At 70.6% G+C, this 17,277-nt stretch carries 18 protein-coding genes; 15 read left to right on the top strand and 3 right to left on the bottom strand.

Features of this window, described 5'->3' with window-relative positions; genetic code table 11:
* Nucleotides 1-36 precede the first annotated feature (36 nt).
* From purE to ABEA07_RS27640, 3 genes are read left to right on the top strand one after another with little or no spacing between them, the layout of a single operon-like run.
* On the top strand, nt 37-579 hold the full coding sequence (gene purE / locus ABEA07_RS27650) for a 5-(carboxyamino)imidazole ribonucleotide mutase (protein WP_345541939.1): 543 nt from the start codon (nt 37-39) through the stop codon (nt 577-579).
* Nucleotides 576-1,769 carry a 5-(carboxyamino)imidazole ribonucleotide synthase gene (locus tag ABEA07_RS27645; RefSeq protein WP_345541938.1) on the top strand — a complete coding sequence of 398 codons (1,194 nt, stop codon included), beginning with the start codon at nt 576-578 and terminating at the stop codon, nt 1,767-1,769. The genes purE and ABEA07_RS27645 overlap by 4 nt, the downstream gene beginning before the upstream one ends.
* A 5-nt stretch (nt 1,770-1,774) precedes the next feature.
* Entirely contained in the window at nt 1,775-2,779 is a 1,005-nt protein-coding gene (locus ABEA07_RS27640; protein ID WP_345541937.1) for an L-threonylcarbamoyladenylate synthase, read from the top strand.
* A 3-nt stretch (nt 2,780-2,782) separates the two neighbouring features.
* On the opposite strand, the gene ABEA07_RS27635 is transcribed toward ABEA07_RS27640, so the two are convergent.
* Together ABEA07_RS27635 and dacB are read right to left on the bottom strand one after the other, a co-directional pair.
* Nucleotides 2,783-4,147, bottom strand: a complete 1,365-nt coding sequence (locus tag ABEA07_RS27635; protein ID WP_345541936.1) for a lipase family protein — start codon at nt 4,145-4,147, stop codon at nt 2,783-2,785.
* Nucleotides 4,148-4,316: 169 nt separating this feature from the next.
* Entirely contained in the window at nt 4,317-5,666 is a 1,350-nt protein-coding gene (gene dacB / locus ABEA07_RS27630; protein WP_345542219.1) for a D-alanyl-D-alanine carboxypeptidase/D-alanyl-D-alanine endopeptidase, read from the bottom strand.
* 178 nt (nt 5,667-5,844) lie between these two features.
* Between dacB and ABEA07_RS27625 the strand changes: the two genes are divergently transcribed.
* The 7 genes from ABEA07_RS27625 (at nt 5,845) to ABEA07_RS27595 (ending at nt 10,810) form a co-directional block, all read left to right on the top strand.
* Complete coding sequence (locus ABEA07_RS27625) at nt 5,845-6,831, top strand: DMT family transporter (RefSeq protein ID WP_345541935.1); 987 nt, start codon at nt 5,845-5,847, stop codon at nt 6,829-6,831.
* 5 nt (nt 6,832-6,836) lie between these two features.
* Complete coding sequence (gene tsaB / locus ABEA07_RS27620) at nt 6,837-7,544, top strand: tRNA (adenosine(37)-N6)-threonylcarbamoyltransferase complex dimerization subunit type 1 TsaB (RefSeq protein ID WP_345541934.1); 708 nt, start codon at nt 6,837-6,839, stop codon at nt 7,542-7,544.
* Nucleotides 7,545-7,599: 55 nt separating this feature from the next.
* Nucleotides 7,600-8,181: a GNAT family N-acetyltransferase gene (locus ABEA07_RS27615; RefSeq protein WP_345541933.1), complete on the top strand. Its 582-nt coding sequence runs from the start codon at nt 7,600-7,602 to the stop codon at nt 8,179-8,181.
* The gene (locus ABEA07_RS27610; RefSeq protein ID WP_345541931.1) at nt 8,178-8,951 is read left to right on the top strand and encodes a uracil-DNA glycosylase family protein; all 774 of its coding nucleotides are present in this window, start codon (nt 8,178-8,180) and stop codon (nt 8,949-8,951) included. The genes ABEA07_RS27615 and ABEA07_RS27610 overlap by 4 nt, the downstream gene beginning before the upstream one ends.
* 21 nt (nt 8,952-8,972) lie before the next feature.
* Complete coding sequence (pyrF, locus tag ABEA07_RS27605; RefSeq protein ID WP_345541930.1) at nt 8,973-9,797, top strand: orotidine-5'-phosphate decarboxylase; 825 nt, start codon at nt 8,973-8,975, stop codon at nt 9,795-9,797.
* A 162-nt stretch (nt 9,798-9,959) separates the two neighbouring features.
* Nucleotides 9,960-10,307: a GFA family protein gene (locus ABEA07_RS27600; protein WP_345541928.1), complete on the top strand. Its 348-nt coding sequence runs from the start codon at nt 9,960-9,962 to the stop codon at nt 10,305-10,307.
* Nucleotides 10,304-10,810, top strand: coding sequence for a GFA family protein (locus tag ABEA07_RS27595; protein ID WP_486392576.1), 507 nt, complete (start codon nt 10,304-10,306; stop codon nt 10,808-10,810). Before ABEA07_RS27600 ends, ABEA07_RS27595 begins: the two co-directional genes overlap by 4 nt.
* Nucleotides 10,811-10,819: 9 nt before the next feature.
* Here the strand turns inward: ABEA07_RS27595 and ABEA07_RS27590 are convergent, their stop codons facing one another.
* Nucleotides 10,820-11,671, bottom strand: a complete 852-nt coding sequence (locus ABEA07_RS27590; protein WP_345541927.1) for an IclR family transcriptional regulator — start codon at nt 11,669-11,671, stop codon at nt 10,820-10,822.
* A gap of 123 nt (nt 11,672-11,794) precedes the next feature.
* Between ABEA07_RS27590 and ABEA07_RS27585 the strand changes: the two genes are divergently transcribed.
* From ABEA07_RS27585 to fahA, 5 genes are read left to right on the top strand one after another with little or no spacing between them, the layout of a single operon-like run.
* Complete coding sequence (locus ABEA07_RS27585; RefSeq protein ID WP_345541926.1) at nt 11,795-12,757, top strand: MBL fold metallo-hydrolase; 963 nt, start codon at nt 11,795-11,797, stop codon at nt 12,755-12,757.
* Nucleotides 12,758-12,778: 21 nt separating this feature from the next.
* On the top strand, nt 12,779-14,440 hold the full coding sequence (locus ABEA07_RS27580) for an FAD-dependent oxidoreductase (RefSeq protein ID WP_425584177.1): 1,662 nt from the start codon (nt 12,779-12,781) through the stop codon (nt 14,438-14,440).
* 13 nt (nt 14,441-14,453) lie between these two features.
* Entirely contained in the window at nt 14,454-14,648 is a 195-nt protein-coding gene (locus tag ABEA07_RS27575) for a DUF2783 domain-containing protein (RefSeq protein WP_345541925.1), read from the top strand.
* 49 nt (nt 14,649-14,697) lie between these two features.
* Entirely contained in the window at nt 14,698-15,993 is a 1,296-nt protein-coding gene (gene hmgA, locus ABEA07_RS27570; protein ID WP_345541924.1) for a homogentisate 1,2-dioxygenase, read from the top strand.
* Nucleotides 15,990-17,276 (top strand): fumarylacetoacetase, encoded by a 1,287-nt coding sequence (gene fahA / locus ABEA07_RS27565; RefSeq protein ID WP_345541922.1) that lies wholly within the window; start codon nt 15,990-15,992, stop codon nt 17,274-17,276. The genes hmgA and fahA overlap by 4 nt, the downstream gene beginning before the upstream one ends.
* Nucleotide 17,277 lies beyond the last annotated feature (1 nt).

Below are 17,277 nucleotides of genomic sequence, written 5' to 3'. Positions count from 1 at the left end.
CGTGGGGAGATGAGGGTGAAACGTAAAATTGAAACCATGAAGCAAGCCATTCAGGTCGGTGTGGTGATGGGCTCGAACTCCGATTGGGAGACGATGCGCAACGCGGTCGAGATTCTCCAGCAATTCGGCATCGCGCATGAGGCGCGGGTGGTCTCCGCCCACCGCATGCCGGACGAACTGTTCGCCTACGCGGAAAGCGCCGCCGGGCGCGGCCTGGCGGCCATCATCGCCGGCGCCGGCGGCGCCGCGCACCTGCCCGGCATGCTGGCCGCCAAGACCACGGTGCCGGTGCTCGGCGTGCCCGTCGCCAGCCGCCACCTCCAGGGGGTGGATTCCCTCTACAGCATCGTGCAGATGCCCAAGGGGGTTCCGGTCGCCACCTTCGCCATCGGGAATGCGGGCGCGGCCAATGCCGCCCTGTTCGCGGTCGCGATGCTCGCCGGGTCCGATCCGGCACTGCGCGAGCGGCTCGGCGCCTTCCGAGCCCGCCAGACCGAGGCGGCGCGCGCGATGACGCTGCCACCGGAGGATGCGCCGGCCGCGTCGCCCTTTTCGCCGCAGGGCGGGGGTGCGCTGTGAGCGCGATCCTGCCTGGCGCCACCCTCGGCGTGATCGGCGGCGGCCAGCTGGGCCGCATGTTCGCCCATGCCGCCCAGCGCATGGGCTACCTCACCGCCGTGCTCGACCCGGACGCCGACAGTCCGGCCGGCCGGGTGAGCCACCACCACATCCACACCGACTACAACGACGTCGACGGCCTCGCCCGGCTGGCGGGCCTGGCGGACGCCATCACCACCGAGTTCGAGAACGTGCCGGCGCCCTCGCTCGATCACCTGGCAGTGGCCCGCCCGGTGCGGCCGGCCGCCGCCGCGGTGTCGATCGCGCAGGACCGCCTGCGCGAGAAGAACCACTTCGTCGGCTGCGGTGTCGACTGCGCGCCCTACGCGGCCATCGATGCGGCCGAGCAGATCCCGCTCGTGCCTGCCAACCTGCTGCCCGGCATCCTGAAGACCGCGCGCCTGGGCTACGACGGCAAGGGCCAGCAGCGCGTGAGTACGCGCGAGGAACTCGCGGCCGCATGGGAGCGCGCCGGCCAGGTGCCCTGCGTGCTCGAGAAGCTGATGCCGCTGGACTACGAATGCTCGGTCATCGTCGCCCGCGGCCAGGACGGGCAGATCGTGCATTTCCCGGCGCAGCGCAACCTCCACCGCAACGGCATCCTCGCGGTGACCGAGGTGCATCCGCAGAACATCCCCGAGTCCGTGGGCCGGCTGGCGGTGAACTCGGCCATCGCCATCGCGGAGGGCCTGCAGTACGTAGGCGTGCTGTGCGTGGAGTTCTTCGTCCTGGCCGATGGTGCGCTGGTGGTCAACGAGATGGCGCCGCGCCCGCACAACAGCGGCCACTGGACCCTCGACGCCTGTGACGTCTCGCAGTTCGAGCTGCAGGTGCGCACCCTCGCCGGCCTGCCGCTCACCACGCCGCGCCAGCACAGCCCGGCGCTCATGCTCAACCTGCTGGGCGACCTGTGGTTCCCCGACCTCGACACGGTCGGCTCGCCGCGCGGTGCCGACGCACCGGTCGAGCCGCGCTGGGCCGACGTGCTCGCGCTGCCGGGCGCGCACCTGCACCTCTACGGCAAGACCGAGCCTCGGCGCGGGCGCAAGATGGGCCATCTCACCATCACCGGCAAGGACATCGACACCGTGCGCAGCACGGCCGATTTCGCCGCCGCGCTGCTGGGCCTGCCCATTCCTCTTTCCGAATAAGCGCCATGCCGATCCGCGACGGCCGCTCGCCCGATGCCATCGAAGAAGCCGCGCGCACCCTGCGCGCCGGCGGCCTGGTCGCCTTTCCCACCGAGACGGTCTATGGCCTGGGAGCCGACGCCGCCAGCGACGAGGCGGTGGCGGGCATCTTCAAGGCCAAGGGGCGGCCCAGCAACCATCCGCTGATCGTGCACGTGGCCGCCGGCATGAAGGGCACCGAGGCGCTCTCGCGTTTCGCCCAGCCGCTGCCGCCCTTCGCGCAGAAGCTGGTGCAGGCCTTCTGGCCGGGCCCGCTGACCCTGATCGTCACCCGCCAGCCGGGCGTGGCCGCTGCAGCCGCGGGCGGGCAGGACACCATCGGCCTGCGCTGCCCGGCGCATCCGGTGGCGCAGGCTCTGCTCGTGGCCTGTGCCGAACATGGCGTGGCCGGTATTGCCGGGCCGAGCGCCAATCGCTTCGGCCGCGTCAGTCCGACTCTCGCGGAGCACGTGCGGCAGGAGTTCGGCGACGAACTGCTGGTGATCGACGGCGGCCCCTGCGACGTCGGCATCGAGTCCACCATCGTCGACTGCAGCCGCGGCCAGCCCGTGCTGCTGCGCCCCGGCGCGATCACCCGCACGCAGATCGAAGCGGCCTGCGGCGAGACCCTGCGCGACAGGCACGAACTGGCCGCGCCCGATCCGCGCGCCTCCGGCACGCTGGAGGCGCACTACGCGCCCAGCGCCAAGCTGCGCCTGATGGATGCCAAGGCGCTGCAGACCGGCCTGGACGTGCTGGGCCCGAATGCGGCGCACATCGCCGTGTGGTCGCGCTGCGCCATCAAGAGCCGCTCGCAGCGTGTGCTGCTGCGGCGCATGCCCGACGATGCGGCCGCCGTCGCGCGACAGTTGTTCGCCACCCTGCGCGCCTTCGACGACGAGGGCGTCAAGCTGATCTGGGTCGAGACCCCGCCGCCCGGCCCCGAATGGGAAGGCGTGCACGACCGCCTGCAGAGAGCGGCCGCGGCCTGAACGTCACCTCACCGTGTCGAAGAGCGCGCGTGCGCGCGCATGGCAGAACGGCGGCTCGTAGGTGCCGTGGTAGGCGCCGTAGTAGGTGGCGAAGGCCGGCGTCGTCGGATCGGTGGGTGCCTTGCCGCCAGGCCCGTAGGTGGCCTGGATCTGGGCGTCGACGTCCACGGTCGTCACCGTGGTCACGCCGCGCGAGTCGAAGTCCGCCTTCATGGGCACCATGTGCACGGCCGGCGGCACGGTCGGGTCGCCGGCGCCGCCGCACAGCAGCGTCTTGGCCCGCGGGTTCCAGCCGAACAGGTCATTCTTCTTCGCGTCGAGGAAGAGCGTGTTGTTCGGGTTGGTCTGCACGTCCGTGATGAAGGCGCTCTGGAAGATCGCGTCGCGCGCCTGGGCCGGCGTCTCGCCGTTGGCGCCCGGCAGGCTCCCGCTGGTCACCAGCGTGGTGTAGTTCAGCGTCGGGCTCGGCAGCAGGTTCTCGATGTAGCTGGCGTACGGCTGCTTGTAGACCGTGTTCACGTCGGTGTAGACGTCGCCGTACACCTTCTGGTACGAATTGACGATGAAGGGCACGAAGAACTGGTAGCCCGCGATGGCCTGGGTCAGCTTGAAGGAGCCCGAGAGGTTGTAGGGTCCCGCCAGGTGCGCGCCGGCCACCACGTTGATCTCCGCCGCGTTGTCGCGCTCGGCCGCGCGGTGCGCCGCCATCGAGGAGTGGCCACCCTGCGAATAGCCCGTGAACATCACCTTGCCCGAGAGCGTTCCGCCGGCGCTCTGCACGGCCGCCCGCGCCGCGCGCACCGAATCCAGCACCGTGCGCGCCTCGGAATCGGCATGCAGGTAGGGGTGGTACGGAAAGGTGGACTTGGCGTAGCCCAGGTAGTCGGTCGCCACGACCGCGTAGCCCTGCGCCGCGTACATCGCGGTGAGCAGGAAGGTTTCCGGATCCTGCGGGTTCACCAGCGTGCGCGGCTTCTGCACGTCGGTGCCCTTGGCATAGGCCACCAGCGGCGCCGCGGTGGCGCAGCTGCCGGCCGGCATCAGCAGCACGCCCGAGGCATTGGTGACTTCGCCCTTGGGCCCCACGGTGCTGTAGTTGAGCGAGACCACGTTCACGTCGCACTTGGCCTTGCCGCTGAGTGCCTGCAGGCCGCTCTGCGCGCTGGCGCCGTCGATCTGGGCCGTGGTCAGCGTGGTCACGATCACCGGGGGCTCTCGCAGCGCTCCGGTGCCCGGTCCGCTGCTGCCGCCGCCGGAGCCGGTGCCGACGCCGATGAGGGGGACGCCGCCCCCGCCACCCCCGCCGCCGCAGGCCGCGAGCAGGCTGGCCGTGGCGACGGCGCCGAGCAGATAAAGACGACGATTCATGGCTTGTCTCCGGATGTGGGTGTTGTCGTGAAGAGGAAGGCGAACAGAACGCGAACGATCCTAGGCCCGCGCCAGGCCGACCCGGACCAAGGGAAACCCCGAGCCGCGTCCGGGCCGCAGTCGCCTGGGCGACCGCGCGATGGTCCGGTTGCCCGGTTGCCCCGCCTGCTCAGTTGTCCTGCGCCGCCCAGTCGACCAGCGCATCGAATGCCGGCCGCGCGGCATTGGCACTGCCGTGATTGGCAATCGCCACCACCACCCAGCGCCGGCCGCTGGCCCCATGCACGTAACCCGCGATGCCGGCCGAGTCGCGCAGGCTGCCCGTCTTGAGATGCGCCGCGCCGTTCGAGCGCAGCGCGCGCCTGCGCAGCGTGCCGTCCACGCCCATGGCCGGCAGTGAAGCGACCAGCTCCGGCATCAGCGGCGAGCGCCAGGCCACCTGCAGCATCTTCGCCAGCGCGGCCGCGCTGATGCGCTCCTCGCGCGACAGGCCCGAGCCGTTGTCGAACGCCGGCTGCCCTTCGCCGGTGCCGATGCGTTCGTTCCACCATTGGCGCAGCACGGCGCGCGCTGCCTCCGGCGTGCCGCGCCGCTTCTGCTGCAGCCCCAGCGTGAGGAACAGCTGCTGTGCCATCACGTTGTTGCTGTACTTGTTGATGTCGCGCACCACCTCGGCCAGCGGCGGCGAGGCGGCCTCGAAGGCCGGGCGCAGGCCGGCCGGCACCGGGCCCTCCCGCACCTGGCCCTGCAGCTTCGCGCCCATTTCGGCCCACATGCCGCCCACGGCGCGCACGGCGTAGCTGCGCGGGTCCGCGTAGGCCACGGCCCAGCTCTTTTCGCCGCAGTCGGCGGGATAGCTGCCGGCGAAGCCGATGCGCGCCGGGTCGGTGAAGGCCGGCGCCAGCGCGGCGCGCCAGTCGCCGCAGGCGCCGGCTTCCAGCGGCACGGTGGCTTGCAGGCCGACCCCGCTCAGCGCGGGTTCGTAGCTGACCTGCGCGGTCCGGCCGTCGCGGTTGGGCAGGAAGGTCATGACCACCGACCGGAAGTTGATCAGCAGCGCATCCGGCGCGGCGTTGTACGGCCGCTGGCCCTCGCCGTCGAAGGCCGAGGGGTCCGTCTCCGCCGCCTCGAAGGCGCCGCGGTCCAGCACGATGTCGCCACGGATCGTGTGGATGCCCAGGCCCTGCACGCGCCGCAGCAGCAGCCACAGGCGCTCGATCACCAGTTTCGGATCGCCCTGGCCCTTGATGTAGAGATTGCCGGCCAGCACGCCGCCCTGCACCGGCCCGTCGACGTACACCGGCGTGCGCCAGGTGAAGGCCGGCCCCAGCAGGTCCAGTGCGGCGTAGGTGGTGACCAGCTTCATCACCGAGGCCGGGTTCATGGGCGCCTGCGGCCGCCAGGCCAGCCGGGGCGGCCGAACGCCCTCGGCATCCGCCACCAGCATCGTGACGGCCTCGCGCGGCACCTTGGCGCGGGCCAGCGCGGCCTCGACCTCGGGCGGGAGATCCTGCGCCATGGCCGGGGCCGAAGCGAGCGCGGCGAGCAGAAGAAACAGGCGGAACGGGCGCGGGGCACGGCGCGCGGAAGGCTTCGAGGCAGCAGGCATCGCGCGATTATCCCGGGCACCCGCGGTGCGTCCGGCACACAAGGGCCTGCCGCGGCGCGGTGCATGGCCGCCCCTCCATAATCGCCCGATGCCCGCCGCCTCCCGCCTGTCTCCCCGCGCAATCGGCATCGGCGCGGCGGTCGTCACCGTCCTGGTCTGGACTGCCTTCATCGTCATCGCGCGGGCCTCGGCCGCCCATTCGCTCACGCCCTTCGACATCGCCTTCACGCGCATTTTCGGCGCCGGGCTGGTGCTGGTGCCCTGGGGCGCCTGGCACGTGGCGCAGGCGCGGCGGCGCGATCCCACGCAGGGCTCGCTGTTCGGGCTGTCGCCGCTCGCGCTGCGGATCACTGCCGTCACAGGCATCTTCGGCGGGCTGGGCTACCCCTTGCTGGCCTACACCGGTTTCTTCTATGCGCCGGCCACCCACGCCTCGGTGCTGATGCCCGGCAGCCTGCCGTTGTGGACCGCGTTGCTCGCGGCCGCGGTGCTGCACGACCGCCTCACGCCCATGCGCCTGTTCGGCCTGGCGATGATCGTGCTGGGCGACCTGCTGGTGGGCGGCGCCAGCCTGCTGCGTGCCTTCGACGGAGGCGAGCTCTGGAAGGGCGACCTGATGTTCATGGGCGCGGCCTTTTCATGGGCCTGTTACAGCGTGGTGGTGCGGCGCGAGGGGCTGGACGCGGTGCGCGCGACCATCGCCGTCACCGCCTTCGCCTTCCTGGCCTTCGTGCCCGCCTATGCCCTGCTGGCCGGCCTCGGCTGGGTTGCCAGCCGGCTCGGGAGCGCACCGTGGGGCGAGATCGCCTTCCAGTTGCTGTTCCAGGGGGTAAGCTCGGTGGTCGTTGCCGGCATCACCTTCACCCGCATGATCGAGTACTTCGGGCCGGTGCGCACCACCATGATCACCGCGCTGGTGCCGGGCCTGTCGGCGCTGGGCGCGGTGCTGTTCCTGGATGAGCCGCTGTACTGGAATCTCGTCGCGGGCGTGGTGCTGGTCACCGTCGGCATATTGTTCGGCGTGCAGCGCATGCGCACGGGCGGCGTGGGTGCGGCGGTGGCCGCGCGTGGGTGAGGCCGATGACGATCGCTGCCACCCGCCTGCTTGCCTTCGATACCAGCACCGAGGTCCTGTCGGTCGCCGTGCGCCATGGCGAGCTGCTGCTCACCCACACGGGCGCGGGCGGGGCGCAGGCCTCCAGCACGCTGATCCCGACGATCGAGCAACTGCTGGCCCAGGCCGGCCTCACGCTGGCGCAACTCGACGCCATCGCCTTCGGCCGTGGGCCCGGCTCCTTCACCGGCCTGCGCACGGCCTGTTCCGTCGCGCAGGGGCTGGGCTTCGGCGCCGGCGTCCCGCTGCTGCCGGTGGACACCCTGCACGCAGTGGCCGAGGAGGCGCGCCACCGCTTCGGCGCCACCCGTGTGCTGGCGCTGCTCGATGCGCGCATGGACGAGGTCTACGCGGCCCGCTACGACTTCGGGCAACCCGGGCAGGCGGGCGCCGAGCCGCAGCTGATGGCGCCCGAGCACGTGCAGGTCGCGCCGGACTGGGTTCTGGCCGGCAACGTGTTCGCCGTTTACGGCGAGCGCCTGCCGCCCGCCGCAGCCCGGCACGAGGCCCTGCCCACGGCCGAGGCGATGCTGCGACTGGCCCCGGAATTGCTCGCTGCCGGCAGGGCAGTTGAGCCGGCGCAGGCCTGGCCGCTCTATGTTCGCGATAAAGTCGCACAAACCACGGAAGAACGCGCCGCCCTGAAGGCGTCGCCGGGCCCGCAGACGCCATGAAGGTTCGGGCCATTCCAGACGAACACCGTAGCGCCCCCGCGGAGGTTTTTTTGCCATGAGCGCCGTCCTGCAGCCGCGAGAAGCCCGCCTCGAGCCGATCACGCTCGAGCGGATCCCGGCCGTCTGCACGATCGAGCGCAGCGCCTATACCCACCCCTGGACCCCCGCCAACTTCACCGACTCCCTGGCCGCCGGTTACCACTGCCAGTGCCTGGTAGCCCCGGCGATCACCCCGCCGGGTGAGCCCGCGCGGATGCCGCGGCCGCGTGCGCTGTGGGGCCGGCTGGTTGCGCAGCCTGGTGGCGAGGTGCTGATCGGCTACTTCATCGCCATGAAGGGCGTCGACGAGGTGCACCTGCTCAACATCACCGTCGCGCCCGCCTTCCAGGGGCAGGGCTGGGCGCCGCTGATGCTGGAGGCGTTGGCCGGCTGGTCGCGCGGCCAGAACGCCCAGTGGCTCTGGCTGGAGGTGCGCGCCAGCAACCTTCGCGCGCTCTCCATCTACCAGCGCCAGGGCTTCCGCCGCGTGGGCATGCGCAAGGGCTACTACCCGGCCGAAGGCCATTCGCGGGAAGACGCGGTGGTGATGAGCATGCGCCTCAACGAATCCCCCAGCGCCTGGGGCTCCCTGAAGTGAACGAGGACAGCCTGCACCTGGACGCGCGCCAGCGCGCGATGCTGGACGAGATGGGCGTGAAGGTCTGGTGGCCCATGGCGGCACCGGCCGAGGCGCCGCCGCCCGTCGTGGCGGCGGCCGCAGCCCGCCGGGCATCGGAAACGCCGGTCCCGGCGGCGCCAGCGCAGCCTCCCCGGGCGAGCACGCCGCCCGCCGCGCCCGTGCCCACGCCCGCGCCGCCGGTCGTCACCCGTCCTGCAGCGGCGCCCTCGGCCGCCAGCGTCCTCGTCGAAGTGCCCCAGCGGCTCTTCGGCCCCGAAGGCGGGGCCGCCCAGGGCGGCTGGCTGATCGTCGCCGACATGCCGCCGGGCCTCGACGGCCGCCACACCGAGCCGTTCGACGGCGACGCCGGCCGCCTGCTCGAGGCCATGCTGCGCGCGCTGCAACTGCAGACGGGGGCCGTGCCGGTGCAGCTCATGCGCACCCACCGCGGCGTGGCCTCCGGCCAACCCGGCAGCCCGCGCCCGATCGCCGAGGGCCTGGCCGTGCCGGCGGTCCTTCCCCAGGTGGTGCTGGCCATGGGCCCGCTGGCGTCGCAGTCGCTGCTGCAAAGCGGCGAGCCGCTCGGCCGCTTGCGCGGCCGGGCCGGGCGGGTCCGGCAGCCGGGCTGGGAGGCGGTCCCGCTGGTCGCCACCTACCACCCCGCCTACCTGCTGCGCAATCCGGCCGACAAGGCCCGCGTCTGGGCCGACCTGTGCCTGGCGGCGGAGCTGCTCGGCCCTGCCTCGTAGGCCGCTCCTAGAATTCCTTCCATGACCTTTCTGGACAAGCTGCGCGCCGCCGAGCGCCGCAACGGCTCGCTGCTGTGCGTGGGCCTGGACCCCGAACCCACCAGGTTTCCCGCCCGCATGAAGGGCGACCCTCGCCGGATCTACGACTTCTGCGCCGCCATCGTCGATGCCACCGCCGACCTGGCGATCGCCTTCAAGCCCCAGATCGCCTACTTCGCCGCTCACCGCGCCGAGGACCAGCTCGAGAAGCTGATGGAGCACCTGCGCCGCAACGCCCCTGACGTGCCCGTGATCCTGGACGCCAAGCGCGGCGACATCGGCTCCACCGCCGAACAGTACGCGCGCGAGGCCTTCGATCGCTACGGCGCCGACGCCGTCACGCTCTCGCCCTTCATGGGTTTCGATTCGGTCGCGCCCTACCTGCGCTACGAGGGGAAGGGCGCCTTCCTGCTGTGCCGCACCAGCAACCCCGGCGGCGATGACCTGCAGGCCCAGCGCCTGGCCGACATCGACGGCCAGCCCTTCCTTTACGAGCACGTCGCGCGCCTGGCCCAGGGCCCGTGGAACCTGAACGGCCAACTCGGCCTGGTGGTCGGGGCCACCTACCCGGCCGAGATCGAGCGGGTGCGGGCGCTGGCGCCCACGGTGCCGCTGCTGATTCCGGGCGTCGGCGCACAGGGCGGCGATGCGGTCGCCACCGTGCGCGCGGGCTGGCGGGCCGATGCACCCATCGTGGTCAATTCCTCCCGGGCCATCTGCTACGCCTCGGACGGCGAGGATTTCGCGGCGGTGGCGCGCCAAGAGGCCATCCGCACTCGCGACAGCCTCGAGCAGGCCAAGCGCTGACCACGCTCCTGGGCGACGGCGAGCGGCAGCCACTTCGGCGGCAGCGTGAACTGCATCGACGACCCGAAGAACATCGGCTTCATGACTTGAGGCCGCCTACAGACACCGCAGCGCGTGGTCCGCATACTCGGCGGTCCGCGCATTTCTTTTTTGGAGACAACGATGAAATACCAAGGAAGCTGCCACTGCGGCCGGATCGCCTTCGAAGTCGAGGGCGAGATCCATGGCGCGATGGCGTGCAACTGCTCCATCTGTCAGCGCAAGGGCTCTTTGATGTGGTTCGTGCCGCACGACAAGCTGGTGCTCAAGACCCCGCCCGAGGACATGAGCACCTATCTGTTCAACAAGCACGTGATCTCGCACCGCTTCTGCCCGGTCTGCGGCATCCATCCCTTCGGCGAGGGCACCGATCCGAAGGGCAACAAAATGGCGGCCATCAACATCCGCTGCGTGGAAGGCATCGACCTCGAGAAGGTGCCGGTGCAGCATTTCGACGGGCGCTCCAAGTGAAGCTGCAGCCTCCCTATCCACTCGAAGGCGGTTGCACCTGCCGTGCGGTGCGTTACCGGATGACGACGCGCCCGCTCTTCGTCCACTGCTGCCATTGCCGCTGGTGCCAGCGCGAATCCGGCAGCGCCTTCGCCCTCAACGCGATGATCGAGGCCGACCGCATCGAGCGGCTGCAGGGCGAGGTGGAACTGGTCGACACGCCTTCGCTCAGCGGCAAGGGCCAGAAGATCGCGCGCTGCCCGCAGTGCCGCGTGGCGCTGTGGAGCCATTACGCCGGTTCCGGCGAGGCCGTGTCCTTCGTGCGCGTGGGCACGCTGGACATGCCGGACCACCTGCCGCCGGACATCCACATCTTCACGATGTCGAAGCAGCCGTGGGTGCAGTTGCCGGAGGGGGTCCCTGCGGTGCACGAGTACTACCGCAGCGCGGAGTACTGGCCGGCCGAGAGCCTGGAACGCGGGCGGGCGCTCAAGGCTGCGCGCGCTGCTGCTGCCGGCACCTGAGCCCCCGCTTCAGCGCGGAAGGGCCCCCAGCCGCCCCGACAGCTCCTGCGCACATCGCTTCAGCGCCCGCGCCACCGGCCCGTCCCAGCGCGCATCGAACACCGCCGTGGTGCCGATCGCGGTGATCGCCAGCGCGATCGCGCCCGTGTGGTCGAACACCGGCGCCGACATCGCGCTCACCCCCGGCACGATCTCGCCGTCGGAGCGGCTCATGCCGTGCTCGCGCACCGCATGCAATTGCGCCTCGAAGTCCTTCCAGTCCGGCAGGGGCGGCGCCGGCGGCATGCCGACATGGCTTTCGGGCGCCGGCCCGCCGCTCTTCTCGCGGCGGCGCTCCTTCTCCAGCATGCGCTTCACTTCCTTGGTCGGCAGGTAGGCGCCGAACAGCCGTCCCGAAGCCGTGCTGGTGAGCGAGAACACCGTGCCGTGGCGCATGCTCATGTGCAGCGCCGCGGGCGACTCGGCCACCCGCACGATGGTGGCGCCCCGGTCGCCCCACACCGCGATCGCCGTCGTGTGGCCGATTTCCTGCGCCAGCGCGCTCACCAGCGGCGTCGCCAGGTGCACGGGGTCGGCCTGCTGCAGGCTGATCAACCCCAATTGCAAGGCGAGCGGGCCCAGCAGATAGTGGCCGCTGGCGCGGTCCTGTTCGATCAAGCCGAGCCGGCCGAAGCTGACCATGTAGGGGTGCGCCTTGGCAGGCGACATCTCGGCCTCGCGCGCGAGGTCCTTCAAGGCCATCGGCCGGCCGTGGTGCACCAGGGCACGCAACAGCTGGCCGCCCACTTCGATGCTCTGGATGCCGCGCTGGGCGCGGTCGGTGCCGTCAGCCGCCTTGTCGGAAGGGTTGCTGGAAGCCATCGCCTGTCCATCCTCGTTCGTTCATGTAGAAGGCATTAGACATGATCCAACAAGCTGAGTACACTGCGCGAATTCGATCCTCGCAAATCGATTTGTTTTAGACGAATTAACAGGAGACCCCCGATGATCCAGTCCACCAAGGCATTCGCCAGCCAGGCCGACCTCGAAGAGAAGAAAGTCACCTTCAGCCAGATCTCGGAGCACGCCTGGGCCTACACGGCCGAGGGGGACCCGAACACGGGAATCGTCATCGGCGACGACGCCGTCCTGGTGGCCGACACCCAGGCCACCCCGGCGATGGCGGCCGACGTGATCCGCCGCATCCGCGAGGTCACCGACAAGCCCATCCGGTACGTCGTGCTCACCCACTACCACGCCGTGCGCGTGCTCGGCGCCAGCGCCTACGCGCCCCAGCAGATCATCGCGAGCCAGGACACCTACGACCTGATCGTCGAGCGCGGCGAGGCCGACAAGGCCAGCGAGATCGGCCGCTTCCCGCGCCTGTTCCAGAACGTCGAGACCGTGCCCCCCGGCATGACCTGGCCGACCATGACCTTCACCGGCAAGATGACCCTGTGGCTGGGCAAGCTCGAGGTGCAGCTGCTGCAGCTGGGCCGTGGCCACACGAAGGGCGACACGGTGGTGTGGCTGCCCGGCGAGAAGACCCTGCTGTCGGGCGACCTGGTCGAGTTCGACGCCACGCCCTACGCCGGCGACGCCTATTTCAAGGACTGGCCCCAGACCCTGGACAACATCGCGGCCCTGCAGCCCAGGGCCCTGGTCCCCGGCCGCGGCGCGGCGCTCACCACGCCCGAGGCGGTGGCCAAGGGCCTGGCCGGCACGCGCGAGTTCATCGCCGACGTCTATACCAGCGTGTCCGAGGGCGCGAAGGCCGGCAAGGACCTGAACACCGTCTACAAGGACACCTACGCGAAGCTCAAGCCCAAGTACGGCCACTGGGTGATCTTCGACCACTGCATGCCCTTCGACGTGACGCGCTGCTACGACGAGGCCACGAAGTACCCCGACCCGCGCGTGTGGACCGCCGAGCGCGACGTCGAGATGTGGAAGACGCTGGAAGGCTGAGCGCATCCCCAGGAGACCCGCGTGAAGTTGAACGACCTTGCGTCGGTTGGCGGGGAACCGCTCGACTATCAGAAAGTGACCTTCGACTACCGCCGCCATCCCGACCAGGATGCGGCCACGCCGGCGCGCCACCCGGTGGTCGTGGTCGGCGCCGGCCCGGTCGGCCTGGCGCTCGCCATCGACCTGGCGCAGCGCCAGGTGCCGGTGGTGCTGCTGGACAACGACAACAGGCTGTCCACCGGCTCGCGTGCCATCTGCTTTTCCAAGCGTTCGCTGGAGATCTTCGACCGGCTCGGCTGCGGCGAGCGCATGACATCCAAGGGCGTGTCCTGGAAGCTGGGCCGCGTGTTCCTGCAGGACGCGCAGATCTACGAATTTGACCTGCTGCCCGAAGCCGGCCACCACCGCCCGGCCTTCATCAACCTGCAGCAGTACTACGTCGAGGGCTACCTGGCGGAACGCGCGGCAGAACTGCCGCTGGTGGACATCCGCTGGAACCACAAGGTGACCGGCGTCGAGCAGCATGAAGACCACGCCTTGCTGACGGTCGAGACGCCCGAGGGCAACTACCGCCTGCAGGCCGCCTGGCTGGCCGCCTGCGACGGCTCCCGCTCGGCGGTGCGCCAGTTGATCGGCCAGGAAAGCAAGGGCCGCGTCTTCAAGGACCGCTTTCTCATCGCCGACGTGAAGATGAAGGCCGACTTCCCGGCCGAGCGCTGGTTCTGGTTCGACCCGCCCTTTCACCGCAACCAGAGCGTGCTGCTGCACATGCAGCCCGACGGCGTGTGGCGCGTGGACTTCCAGCTCGGCTGGGACGCCGACCCGGAGATTGAGAAAAAGCCCGAGAACATCATCCCGCGCGTCAAGGCGCTGCTCGCGGCCTCGCCCTTCAAGGACGCGGAATTCGAGCTCGAATGGGCCAGCGTCTACACCTTCGCCTGCCAGCGCATGGACGCCTTCCGCCATGGACGCGTGCTGTTCGCCGGCGACTCGGCGCACGGTGTCTCGCCCTTCGGCGCGCGCGGCGCCAACTCGGGCGTGCAGGACGCCGACAACCTGGGCTGGAAGCTGGCCGCCGTGCTGCGCGGCGACGCGCCCGATGCGCTGCTCGACAGCTACGCCCGCGAGCGCGAGTACGCGGCCGACGAGAACATCCTCAATTCCACGCGGGCCACCGACTTCATCACGCCCAAGAGCGAAGTGAGCCGGCTGTTCCGCGATGCCGCGCTGCAGCTCGCCCGCCGCCACGGCTTCGCGCAAAGGCTGGTCAACAGCGGGCGGCTGTCGGTGCCCGCCACGCTGCACGGCTCGACGCTCAACACGCCGGATGGCGAGCCCTTCGAAGGGCGCATGGTGCCCGGCGCGGTGGCGGCCGATGCGCCCCTCGCTGCGGGGGGCTGGCTGCTGAACACGATCGGCAGCGACGGTGGCTTTGCCGCGCTGGTGTTCGGCGACGGGCCCGCGGCCGAGGCCAGCCTGCGCGCGCTGGCCGCGTCCGGCGTGCCCGCCACCGTCGTGCGCATCCCGCTCGACGAGGCCCATGCCCTGGCCGCGCAGCGCTACGACGCGAAGCCTGGCACCACCTACCTCTTGCGCCCGGATCAGCATGTGTGCGCCCGCTGGCGCGGCCCCACCGCCGCGCAGATCCGCACCGCCCACGCCCGCGCCCTCGCCAAGGCCTGAAATGACCGCAACCATGTCCGAGCCCCACCTCATCCTGGCGCCCAACCTCGACGCACCCGACGACTTCTACGAAGCCCTGCTCGACGCCCACCAGGGCCTGTCGCTCGAGGAAAGCCAGGCTTTCAATGCCCGCCTCGTGCTGGTGCTGGCCAATCACATCGGCGCGCTGCCCGTGCTGCGCGAGGCCCTCGAGGCGGCCCGCGCCTGATCCAGGCCCGCACCATTCACGACGATTCAACCGGACGAAAAGGAGTCCCATGAGCACCGAACCATTGCGCTACCAGAGCGGCTTCGGCAACGAATACGCCACCGAGGCCGTCCCGGGCGCCCTCCCGCAGGGCCGCAACAGCCCGCAGCGCGCGCCCCATGACCTGTACCCCGAGCTCATCTCGGGCACCGCCTTCACGGCACCGCGCCACGAGAACCGGCGCAGCTGGCTCTACCGCCGCCAGCCCTCGGTCGTGTCGGGCCGCTACCAGGCCTACGCGCAGCCTTACTGGCAGACCGGGCCGGACCGCGAGGTCATCCTCGCGCCCGAGCCGCTGCGCTGGCACCCGATCCCTTTGGAGAACGCCGAGGTGGACTTCGTCGACGGCGTGCGCACGCTCGCGGCCAACGGCGATGCCGAGGCCCAGTCGGGCATCGCCGCGCACGTGTACCTGGCGAACCGCTCGATGGAGCGCCGCGCCTTCGTCAATGCCGACGGCGAGATGCTGTTCGTGCCGCAGCAGGGCCGCGTGGTGCTCACCACCGAGATGGGTGTCCTGGAGCTCAAGCCCGGCGAGATCGCCCTCGTGCCGCGCGGCGTGGTGTTCAAGGTCGGCCTGCCCGATGGCCCCTCGCGCGGCTACCTCTGCGAGAACTACGGCGCCCAGTTCCGCCTGCCCGAGCTGGGCCCGATCGGATCCAACGGCCTGGCCAACCCGCGCGACTTTCAGGCGCCCATGGCGGCCTTCGAGAGCGACGCGGGGCCCTACGAGCTGGTCAAGAAATCCGCCGGCCGCCTGTGGCGTGCGCCGATGAAACAGTCGCCCTTCAACGTGGTCGCCTGGCACGGCAACCTGGCGCCGGTGAAGTACGACACTGCCAACTTCATGACCATCGGCTCGATCAGCTTCGACCATCCAGACCCATCGATCTTCACCGTGCTGACCTCGCCCTCGGACACGCCCGGCACCGCCAACTGCGACTTCGTGATCTTCCCGCCGCGCTGGCTGGTGATGGAGGACACCTTCCGTCCGCCCTGGTACCACCGAAACCTGATGAGCGAGTTCATGGGCCTGGTCTACGGCGAGTACGACGCCAAGCCCGGCGGCTTCAAGCCCGGCGGCGCCAGCCTGCACAACGCCATGGTGCCGCACGGCCCCGACGAGGAGGCCTTCGAGAAGGCCAGCAGTGCGGATCTCAAGCCGCAGAAGCTGGACAACACCCTGGCCTTCATGTTCGAGAGCCGCTACCGTTTCATTCCCAGCGCGTGGGCCATGCAGAGTCCCGCGCTGGACACCGGCTACGCCGACTGCTGGGCCGGCCTCAAGGATCAATTCAAGCCATGAACCCCGACCGTCTCGACCCCACCCACGACCCGGCGCTGCGCAGCTGGGTGAGCTCGGCCCATGTGCCCGGCTGCGACTTCCCGATCCAGAACCTGCCCTTCGGCCGCTTCCGTCCCTTCGGCAGCAGCGAGGCCTTCCGCATCGGCGTCGCCATCGGCGACCAGGTGCTGGACCTGCGCGCCACCGGCCTCATTGGCGACGAGGACATGAACGCCCTGATGGGCCACACCCGCGAGGCACGCCAGCGTCTGCGCGCCGCCATCTCGGCCGGGCTGGCCCAGGGCAGCGACAGGCAGGCCGCCTGGTCGAAGGCGCTGTTGCCGCAGTCGGCGGTGGAGCTCACCGTGCCCTGCCGCATCGGCGACTACACCGACTTCTATACCGGCATCCACCATGCCCGCACCGTGGGCAGCCTGTTCCGTCCGGATGCGCCGTTGCTGCCCAACTACCAGTGGGTGCCGATCGGCTACCACGGCCGTGCCTCTTCCATCGGCATCTCGGGCCAGCGCTTCAAGCGTCCGCAAGGGCAGACCAAGGCAGCCGACGCGAAGGAGCCCGCTTTCGGCCCATCGAAGCGGCTGGACTACGAGCTGGAGCTGGGCTTCCTGGTCGGCCAGGGCAATGCGCTCGGGCAGCCGATCTCCATCGAGCAGGCCGAGGCTCACTTGTTCGGCGTGACCCTGCTCAACGACTGGTCGGCGCGCGACATCCAGGCCTGGGAGTACCAGCCGCTGGGCCCCTTCCTGTCCAAAAACTTCGCCACCACGCTCTCGCCCTGGATCGTGACCATGGAGGCGCTGGCCCCCTTCCGCGCGCCCTTCGAGCGGCCCGCCGGGGACCCGCAGCCGCTGCCCTACCTGGACGCACCGTCCAACCGTGCGGCCGGCGCCCTCGACATCATTCTGGAGGTCCTGCTGCAGACCGCGAAGATGCGCGAGGCCGGCGAAGCGCCGGTGCGCCTGACCCGCGTCAACGTGCGCGACGCCGCCTACTGGACCGCGGCGCAGCTCGTCACGCACCACACGGTGAACGGCTGCAACCTGCAGCCCGGCGACCTGCTGGGCTCCGGCACCCTCTCGGGCCCCAGGCCCGACGAGGCCGGCTCGCTGCTGGAGCTCACGCTCGGCGGCAAGCAGCCCATCGAACTCCCCAATGGCGAGCGCCGCAGCTTCCTCGAGGACGGCGACACGCTGATCCTGCGCGGCTTCTGCGAGCGCGAGGGCGCGGTGCGCATCGGGCTGGGCGAGGTGAGCGGGACGGTGGAGCCGGCGCAGGGCGGGTAGG

This window comes from Variovorax defluvii (genome assembly GCF_039541515.1).
Lineage (GTDB): Bacteria > Pseudomonadota > Gammaproteobacteria > Burkholderiales > Burkholderiaceae_C > Variovorax > Variovorax defluvii.
The sequence above is the reverse complement of the archived record's forward strand: the minus strand, read 5'-3'. Positions and strand labels throughout refer to the sequence as shown.

Excerpts from the sequence above, each read along its gene's own strand:
- purE (WP_345541939.1), top strand. The coding sequence starts at position 37 with ATGAAGCAAGCCATTCAGGTCGGTGTGGTGATGGGCTCGAACTCCGAT.
- ABEA07_RS27640 (WP_345541937.1), top strand. The coding sequence starts at position 1,775 with ATGCCGATCCGCGACGGCCGCTCGCCCGATGCCATCGAAGAAGCCGCG.
- ABEA07_RS27635 (WP_345541936.1), bottom strand. The coding sequence starts at position 4,147 with ATGAATCGTCGTCTTTATCTGCTCGGCGCCGTCGCCACGGCCAGCCTG.
- dacB (WP_345542219.1), bottom strand. The coding sequence starts at position 5,666 with ATGGCGCAGGATCTCCCGCCCGAGGTCGAGGCCGCGCTGGCCCGCGCC.
- ABEA07_RS27625 (WP_345541935.1), top strand. The coding sequence starts at position 5,845 with ATGCCCGCCGCCTCCCGCCTGTCTCCCCGCGCAATCGGCATCGGCGCG.
- tsaB (WP_345541934.1), top strand. The coding sequence starts at position 6,837 with ATGACGATCGCTGCCACCCGCCTGCTTGCCTTCGATACCAGCACCGAG.
- ABEA07_RS27615 (WP_345541933.1), top strand. The coding sequence starts at position 7,600 with ATGAGCGCCGTCCTGCAGCCGCGAGAAGCCCGCCTCGAGCCGATCACG.
- pyrF (WP_345541930.1), top strand. The coding sequence starts at position 8,973 with ATGACCTTTCTGGACAAGCTGCGCGCCGCCGAGCGCCGCAACGGCTCG.
- ABEA07_RS27600 (WP_345541928.1), top strand. The coding sequence starts at position 9,960 with ATGAAATACCAAGGAAGCTGCCACTGCGGCCGGATCGCCTTCGAAGTC.
- ABEA07_RS27590 (WP_345541927.1), bottom strand. The coding sequence starts at position 11,671 with ATGGCTTCCAGCAACCCTTCCGACAAGGCGGCTGACGGCACCGACCGC.
- ABEA07_RS27585 (WP_345541926.1), top strand. The coding sequence starts at position 11,795 with ATGATCCAGTCCACCAAGGCATTCGCCAGCCAGGCCGACCTCGAAGAG.
- ABEA07_RS27575 (WP_345541925.1), top strand. The coding sequence starts at position 14,454 with ATGTCCGAGCCCCACCTCATCCTGGCGCCCAACCTCGACGCACCCGAC.
- hmgA (WP_345541924.1), top strand. The coding sequence starts at position 14,698 with ATGAGCACCGAACCATTGCGCTACCAGAGCGGCTTCGGCAACGAATAC.
- fahA (WP_345541922.1), top strand. The coding sequence starts at position 15,990 with ATGAACCCCGACCGTCTCGACCCCACCCACGACCCGGCGCTGCGCAGC.